Source organism: Phaeovulum molybdatiresistens, assembly GCF_023544865.1.
Taxonomy (GTDB): Bacteria; Pseudomonadota; Alphaproteobacteria; order Rhodobacterales; family Rhodobacteraceae; genus Pontitalea.
Map to the genome: position 1 here is coordinate 1 of NZ_JAMJFX010000056.1, position 8106 is coordinate 8106.

General features: G+C 67.4%; 7 protein-coding genes and 1 pseudogene. 6 read left to right on the plus strand and 2 right to left on the minus strand.

Annotated elements, in window-relative coordinates; translation table 11 throughout:
- Positions 1–86: 86 nt before the first annotated feature.
- Complete coding sequence (locus MXB90_RS17380; protein ID WP_250046677.1) at positions 87–425, minus strand: efflux RND transporter periplasmic adaptor subunit; 339 nt, start codon at positions 423–425, stop codon at positions 87–89.
- Positions 426–817: 392 nt separating this feature from the next.
- Entirely contained in the window at positions 818–1315 is a 498-nt protein-coding gene (locus tag MXB90_RS17385; RefSeq protein ID WP_250046678.1) for an RrF2 family transcriptional regulator, read from the minus strand.
- Between the two features lie 146 nt (positions 1316–1461).
- Between MXB90_RS17385 and MXB90_RS17390 the strand changes: the two genes are divergently transcribed.
- From MXB90_RS17390 to MXB90_RS17415, 6 genes and pseudogenes are all read left to right on the plus strand, one after another.
- On the plus strand, positions 1462–3105 hold the full coding sequence (locus MXB90_RS17390) for an ABC transporter ATP-binding protein/permease (protein ID WP_250046679.1): 1644 nt from the start codon (positions 1462–1464) through the stop codon (positions 3103–3105).
- Entirely contained in the window at positions 3102–4739 is a 1638-nt protein-coding gene (cydC, locus tag MXB90_RS17395) for a thiol reductant ABC exporter subunit CydC (RefSeq protein ID WP_250046680.1), read from the plus strand. Before MXB90_RS17390 ends, cydC begins: the two co-directional genes overlap by 4 nt.
- A 124-nt stretch (positions 4740–4863) precedes the next feature.
- Positions 4864–6474 (plus strand): cytochrome ubiquinol oxidase subunit I, encoded by a 1611-nt coding sequence (locus tag MXB90_RS17400; RefSeq protein WP_250046681.1) that lies wholly within the window; start codon positions 4864–4866, stop codon positions 6472–6474.
- 5 nt (positions 6475–6479) lie between these two features.
- On the plus strand, positions 6480–7643 hold the full coding sequence (gene cydB, locus MXB90_RS17405; protein WP_250046682.1) for a cytochrome d ubiquinol oxidase subunit II: 1164 nt from the start codon (positions 6480–6482) through the stop codon (positions 7641–7643).
- A gap of 14 nt (positions 7644–7657) precedes the next feature.
- Positions 7658–7795 (plus strand): cytochrome bd-I oxidase subunit CydX, encoded by a 138-nt coding sequence (gene cydX, locus MXB90_RS17410; protein WP_074991410.1) that lies wholly within the window; start codon positions 7658–7660, stop codon positions 7793–7795.
- A 122-nt stretch (positions 7796–7917) separates the two neighbouring features.
- Positions 7918–8106: pseudogene (locus MXB90_RS17415) on the plus strand (hypothetical protein); the annotation flags it as partial.

An 8106-nucleotide genomic window follows, 5' to 3' on the forward strand; every position in this document is an offset into this window, starting at 1 on the left:
CAAAGAAATGCGGTCTGGAAAGGCGAACGGGGAATGGCCGGATACTGCAACCTTGCGCCGCCAGATGCAAGCGGGGCCAAGGCGCGTCACTGAAACCGGGCGTTGCAGCGGGTTCCGGCGATGATCCGGCGGTCCGGGTTGGGCAGTTCCAGGCGCACGCGGAAGGTCGCGCTGGCCGCGTCGATGGTTTGGTCGAAGGCGGTGACAAGGGCGCTCGCGGGGGCGCCGCCCGGGCCCTCGGGCGTGATCTCGGCCAATTGACCAAGGTGGATTTCGGGATAGGCGGCCTGCGGCAGGAACACATCGACCCGCGGCGGGTCAAGCGAGACGATGGTGACGATCTTGCCGTCGTCGCGCAGGTATTCGCCGGGATCCAGATGCCGTTCGGCGATGATCCCGTCGATGGGAGAGGGGATGCGGCGCACCTCGAATTCGGCCTCGGCGCGGGCAAGGTCCAGCTGTGCCAGCTCGAATTCTCATCTCGGCGGCTTCCAGCTCACGCTTGCGCACCTCGTAGGCGGTGGCGCGCAGCGCTGCAAGGTCCAGGACTGCCTGTTGCACCGAGGTGTTGAGCGAGGCCACCATCTGGCCCTTGCTGACCTGCTCCCCGAGATCCACCGCGACCTCGGCCAGCTGGCCGGGAATGGCGCCGCCAAGGTCGATCGTCGTTCCGGGCAGGATCAGTCGACAATGGGCGGGCAGGGCGCGCCGGCACCAGAACCGGGCATCGCGCAGGCGCTGAGCCAGCGCATTCCGATCATGAGGGACGGCAGCAAAGATCGCATGGCCTGCGGCCCGACCATCCCGGCCGCCGCGGTTAGCAATGCGCCAGCGCGGTGGGCGCGCCGCCATCGCGCGTCTTGCAGCGCGTCTGGAGCGAGGACCGTAGGTCGAGCAATTCTTCCAGCCCGCAATTGCCCTTCACCAGATCCTTCAGCGTCACCATGTCCAGTTCGTGATAGAACGCCTCGACCGCGCGGGCGATGAACCCGCGCAGGCGGCAGGTTTTGGACAGCGGGCAGGTGTTGGACTGCGGGTCGAAACATTCGGCAAAGGGCACGCCGCTTTCAAAGATGCGGAACACCCGGCCGATGGAAATCCGCTCCATCGGTTGGGCCAGCCGCAACCCGCCCGTCCGGCCACGCAGAGTTTCGACGAAGCCATTTTCCTGCAGCAGATGCACCACCTGCAACAGATGGTTGGCCGAGGCGTTGCAGCGTTGCGCGATTTCGGCGGTGCGCACGATCTGCCCGTCATTGACCGCGCAGAACATCAGAACGCGGGTGGCCAGGTTGGTGCGGGTGGTCAGGCGCATGGCAAAAGTCTTATCTTGGTGTCGATTTCTATGATGTTGTCACAGTTCGCGCCGGGGGTAACTGATCTGGATCAGATCGCGGCGGCCCTTTGGGGGTATAAGTCACATACGAAAGACGGGTTTATTTCCAGGGGGCGCCAGAAACAATGGCCAGGACACAGAACCTTGACCGGCTGATCGCGCCTGTCCGTGCCCCGATGCGCCGGCTGGCGGCGCTGTCGGTGGTGGGCAATCTGATCTGGCCGGTGCAGGCGGCGCTGGTGGCCGGGGCGATTGGCGCGGCGGTCAGCGGGGCGGTCGGCAGCACGCTGGCCGATCCGGCGGCGATGGTTGCGGGCTATGTGGTGCTGGGCCTTGTGCGCGCCTGGATCGGCCTGCGGGCGGACCGCCAGGCGCAGGGGCTGGCGGAAACCGTGATCGCGGACCTGCGCGCGGGGATTGTGGATCAAGAGGCGCGCCGCAGACAACACGGGACGGGCGCGGGGGCCGTGGCCGCGCTTGCGGCGGAAAAGCTGGAGGCGCTGACCCCCTGGCTTGTCCGCTATGCCCCCGCGCGGGCGCGGGTCATGGTGGTGCCGCTGGTCATCCTGGTGCTGGCCTTCTGGTTTTCCTGGGCGGCGGGGCTGATCCTGCTGATTTCGGGGCCGCTGATCCCGGTGTTCACGGCGCTGGTGGGCCTTGCCGCGAAAGAGGCCAGCGCCCGCCAGATGGCCGAGATCGGCAGCCTGAACGATCTGCTGGTTGACCGGCTGGGAGCGCTGCTGGATATCCGTCTGCTGGGGGCGTCGCATGCGGTCGAGGCGGGCTTTGCCGCGCAGGCGGGCGATCTGCGGACGCGCACGATGGCGGTGCTGCGGCTGGCCTTTCTGTCGTCAACCGTGCTGGAACTGTTTGCCGCGATCGGTGTGGCGATGATGGCGGTGTTCGTCGGCTTTTCGCTGCTGGGCGAGCTGTCCTTTGGCACTTGGGGCGTGCCGCTGTCGCCGGCGGCAGGCATCTTTCTGCTGCTGCTGGCGCCGGACTTCTATCAGCCGCTGCGCGATCTGGCCGCCGCCTGGCATGACAAGGCCGCGGCCGAGGCGGTGGCGGATGAGCTGGCCGATTGGCGCGATCTGGACGGGGCGGCATTGCCGGGGCAGGGCGCGCGCGTTTCGCCGCTGGGCGGGCCTGCGACCATCGCGCTGACGGGCTGCGTGACGGGCCACGGCCTGCGGCTGCCCGACATGGCCATCGGCGCAGGCGAGGCGGTGGCGCTGGTCGGGCCTTCGGGGGCGGGCAAGACCTCGGCGCTGCGGCTGATGGCGGCGCTGGATCTGCCCGCGAAGGGCCGGGTGCGCGTCGGGGGGCAGGATCTGACCCCTGATCTCGCCGATGCCTGGCGCGCGCGGATCGGCTGGATGCCGCAGCGGGCGCAGTTTCTGAACACCTCGCTGCGGGGCAATGTCACGCTGGGTCGCGCGGGTGATATCGGGGCGGCGCTAAGGGCTGCGGCGGCGCAGGCGGTGGTGGACCGGCTGCCGCGCGGGCTGGGCACGATCCTGGGCGAAACGGGGGGCGGTCTGTCGGGGGGCGAGGCGCGCCGCATGACGCTGGCGCGCGCGCTGTTCGGTGCGCCCGACGTGATCCTGGCTGATGAGCCGACGGCAGATCTGGATGCCCAGACCGCGGCGGCGGTTGCCGAGGGGCTGCTGGCGGCGCGGGCGCGGGGCGTCACGCTGGTGATCGCAACCCACGATATGGACCTGGCGCAGCGGATGGACCGGATTATCCGGATCGGGGGTGGGGCATGAAACATCTGGTCCGAATCCTGCGCCTGATCGCGCGCGAACAGCGCCCGGCGTTGGCGCGCGGGGCGGCGCTGTCGCTGGTGGTGCTGCTGCTGGGGGTGGCGCTGCTGGGCCTGTCGGGATGGTTCATCACCGCGGCGGCGGCGGCTGGGTTGGCCGGGGCGGGGGCGGTCTTTGATGTCTTCCGTCCCTCGGCCATGGTGCGCTTTCTGGCACTGGGGCGGACGGCCGCGCGCTATGGCGAACGGCTGCTGACCCATGATGCGGTTTTGCGCGGGCTGGAAAGCCTGCGGTTGGGGCTGTTGCGCGGGGTTCTGCGTGTGCCGCCGGACCGGATGATCCGGCTGCGCGGGGCGCAGGCGCTGAACCGGCTGACGGCGGATGTCGATGCGCTGGACGGTCTGGTGTTGCGGCTGGTGCTGCCGGTGGCGGCGGGGGCGCTGGTGCTGCTGATCAGCTGTGCGGTGCTGTGGTGGCTGGTCGATCTGGCGGTGGCGGCCTGGGTGCTGCTGGGCTGGCTGGTCGGGGCGGGGGCGGTTCTGTGGCATATGGGGCGGCAAGCCCCGGCCCCGTCACGCCGGATCGAGGCCGCCACCCAGGCCTTCCGCAGCCGGCTGATCGACCTTGTGCAGGCGCGCGACGATCTGGCGATCTATGGCCTGTTGCCGCGCCAGCAGGCCCAGACGCTGGCGGCTGAAACCCGCCGGCTGCAGCTGCGCCGGGTGCTGGACCGGGCCGACCGGCGCGCGGGGGCGGCGCTGATGGCGGTGTCGGCGCTTGTGTCGGGCGGCGCGCTGTGGATCGGGCTGCGGCTGGCCGAGGCGGGACGGATCACGCCCGCCGCCGCCGCAATCGGCTTTTTCGCGGCACTGGCGTTGTTTGAGGCCGCCGCCCCGCTGCGCCGGGCGCTGTCGGATCTGGGGCGCATGACCGATGCGGCGCGGCGCATCGCCCCGGCGCTGGCCGATCCGGTGCCGCCGCCCCCGTCGCCCGAACGCGCCCCGGCGCGGCTGATTTGCACCGATTGCGCCGTGGCGCGCCCGGGCGGCACGGCGCCGATCCTTTCGGGGCTGAACCTGGCCGTGGGCCCCGGCGAAACCCTGGCGTTGACCGGGCCAAGCGGGGCGGGGAAATCGACGCTGCTTCTGGCGCTGGCCGGGCTACACCCGCTGGCCGGCGGCACGATCACCCTGGGCGATCGCCCCTTGCCCGAATGGTCCGAGGGGGTGTTGCGCGGCAGGCTCGCGCTGTTGCCGCAACGATCCGAACTGCTGACCGGATCGGTGGCCGAAAACCTGCGCCTTGCGCGCCCCGAGGTGCGCGATGACGACCTGTGGGCCGTGTTGGAGGCGGTGCAGCTGGCCCCCCTGCTGCGCCCGCGCGGTGGGCTGGACCTGCGCATCGGGCCGCGGGGGCAGGGGCTTTCGGGCGGGGAACGGCGGCGCCTGGCGCTGGCGCGGGTGCTGGTGCGCCGCCCGGCCGTCCTGCTGCTGGATGAGCCGACCGAGGGGCTGGATGATGCGACCGCGCGGGCGGTTCTGGCCGGTGTGCGGCGGACCCTGCCCGATGCCGCGCTGGTCCTGGCCTCGCACCGCCGGGCCGAAGTGGATTTCGCGGACCGGTGCCTTGCACTTTAAACTTGTGGCGTAAATGCAGGTTTGTTGACACAGATCAAAGCCCGCCCCCGGCGGCGGGCTTACATTCCGAAATCGTAATCTGTTCACGACGCGGGCCCGGCCCGTGTATTCTGGAGCGCAAGATATGGATTTCGGCATCGTCGAGCTGTCGCGCCTGCAATTCGCGATGACAGCGATGTACCACTTCCTCTTCGTGCCGCTGACCCTGGGTCTGTCGATCCTCGTGGCGATCATGGAGACGGTCTATGTCATGACCAACCGGCCCATCTGGCGACAGATGACCAAGTTCTGGGGCACTTTGTTCGGGATCAACTTTGTCCTGGGCGTGGCCACCGGTATCACCATGGAATTCCAGTTCGGCATGAACTGGAGCTATTACAGCCATTATGTCGGCGACATCTTCGGCGCGCCGCTGGCGATTGAAGGGCTGATGGCCTTCTTCCTGGAAGCCACCTTCGTGGGCCTGTTCTTCTTTGGCTGGGACAAGCTGACCAAGGTGCAGCACCTGGTGGTCGCCTGGCTGGTGGCGATCGGGTCGAACTTTTCGGCGCTGTGGATCCTGATCGCCAATGGCTGGATGCAAAACCCGGTGGGCGCCGAATTCAACCCCATGACCATGCGCATGGAGATGACCGATTTCTTCGCCGTCGTCTTCAACGAGGTGGCGCAGGCGAAATTCGTGCACACCGTCTCGGCGGGTTATGTGACCGCGTCGGTCTTTGTGATCGGGGTGTCGGCCTGGTATCTGTTGAAGGGCCGTCACAGCGAACTGGCGCGCCGGTCGATCACGGTGGCGGCGGCCTTTGGCCTGGCCTCGGCCTTTTCGGTCGTGCTGCTGGGCGATGAATCGGGTTATTCGGCGACCCACAGCCAGAAGATGAAACTGGCCGCGATTGAGGGCATGTGGCACACCGAACCCGCGCCGGCCAGCTTCACCGCCTTCGGCTTCCCCGATCAAGAGGCGCGCGAAACCCATTACGCGCTGCATGTGCCCTATGTCATGGGCCTGATCGGCACCCGGTCGCTGACCACCGAAATTCCCGGGATCAGCGAATTGGTGGCCACCGCCGAGGACCGCATCCGGTCCGGCATGATCGCCTATGACGCCCTGATGCATATCCGTGAGGCGCGCGACCAGTCCGACCCGGTCGAACTTGCCCGGTTCGAGGAACATTCCGCCGATCTGGGCTTTGCCTTCCTGCTGCGCAAATATGTCGATGATCCGCGCACCGCGACGGAAGACCAGATCAAGATGGCCGCCGATGATACGGTGCCGACGGTCTGGCCGCTGTTCTGGGCGTTCCGCATCATGGTGGCGCTGGGCTTTGGGTTCATCGCGACGATGGGCTATTTCTTCTGGCGCGCCTCGTTCCGGCAGATGCGCTATCCGCGCTGGGCGCTGCGCCTGGCGGTGATCATGATCCCCGCGCCCTGGATCGCGGCCGAGATGGGGTGGTTCGTGGCCGAATTCGGCCGCCAGCCCTGGACGGTGGACGGCATCCTGCCCACTGCGCTGTCGGTCTCGGCTTTGTCGGTGACCGAGGTGGCGCTGACGCTGGCGGGCTTCATCCTGTTCTACACCGTGCTCTTCATCATCGAGATGGGGCTGATGCTGAAATTCATCCGCAAGGGTCCCTATCAGGATGTAGAGGAAACCGAAGCCTGGGTGGCGCGTCATCAGGCGCGGCTCTCGGGGCGGCGCAATGCCGATGCCATCGCCCAACCTGCGGAGTGACCGACATGATCTTGCATGAATTCATGAGCTATGAGCTGCTTCGCGTCATCTGGTGGCTGCTGCTGGGGGTGTTGCTGATCGGCTTTGCACTGACCGACGGCTTTGACATGGGGGTGGGCGCGCTGATCCCCTTCGTGGGCCGGACCGATGTGGAACGGCGCGTCGCGATCAACACCGTCGGCCCCGTGTGGGAAGGCAACCAAGTCTGGTTCATCCTGGGCGGTGGCGCGATCTTTGCCGCCTGGCCGCCGCTTTATGCGGTGTCCTTCTCGGGCTTCTATCTGGCGATGTTCGTGGTGCTGGCGGCCTTCATCGTGCGCCCCGTCGCGTTCAAATACCGCTCCAAGCGCGATGATCCGCGCTGGCGCAATGCCTGGGATTGGGCGCTTTTCACCTCGGGCGCGGTTCCGGCGCTGCTGTTCGGGGTGGCGGTCGGCAATGTGATCCAGGGCGTGCCGTTCTATTTCACCGACGATCTGCACACGATCTATGAGGGCGCCTGGTATGCCAAGTTCATCGGCCTGCTGGACCCGTTCTCGATCGTGGCGGGGCTGGTGTCGCTGGCGATGCTGGTGATGCATGGCGCAGCCTGGCTGACGGTCAAGACCGAGGGCGTGGTGCAGGCCCGCGCGCGCGCCATCGGTTCGGTTGCGGCGCTGCTGGCGGTGGCGTTCTACGCGCTGGCCGGGGTCTGGATGGCGCTGGGCGTCGAGGGGTTCCGCATCGTGGGCGATTATGCCACCGGCGGCCCGTCGAACCCGCTGCATTTTGAGGTCGAGCGCACGGCCAGCTGGCTGACGGCCTATGCCGACCGCCCCTGGATCGCGATCGCGCCGGTCATGGGGATTGCCGGGGGGCTTTTGACCTTCGCCGGCCTGCGCGCAGGGCGCGAGGTTTCGACGCTGCTGTTTTCCAAGATGGCGATCCTGGGGGTGATTTCCTCGGTCGGGCTGACGATGTTTCCCTTCATCATGCCCTCGTCGCTGGACCCGCGGTCGTCGCTGACGGTCTGGAACAGCTCGTCCTCGCATCTGACGCTGTTCATCATGCTGGTCTGCGCGGTGATCTTCATGCCGATGATCCTGGCCTACACCGCTTGGGTCTACAAAGTCCTGTGGGGCAAGGTGACCGAGGCCGATGTCTCGGAAAACTCCCATTCTGTCTACTGAGGAAGGAACCGCCCATGTGGTATTTTGCCTGGATCCTCGGCCTGCCGCTGGCCGCCATCTTCGCCGTGATGAACGCGATGTGGCTTGAGCTGAAGGAAGACGAAAAGATGCTTGGCGGGTCAGATCCCGACAGCCGCCGAACCCTGCGGTAAATCCCCCGCAGGCCCCGCGTGGCGGCGACAGCGTCCCGTTGTCGCCACGCATTTATGATTGCGAAAGGCAGGTGCGATCCGCCTTTCGTCTGGTTTCCCAAAACGCAAGACAGGAGATTTCCATGCGTAAACTTGCCGCTGCCACACTGATCGCGGGCTTGGGCCTTGCCGGTGCCGCCCAGGCCGAAGGGCCGAACAAGCTCTTGACGATCCTGACCGCGCCCGAACCCCAGCCCCAGCTGATGGCGATGGTGTTGACGATGAACGCCATCGGCGCCGGGGCCGAGGCCGAGGTGCTGCTGTGCGGTCCG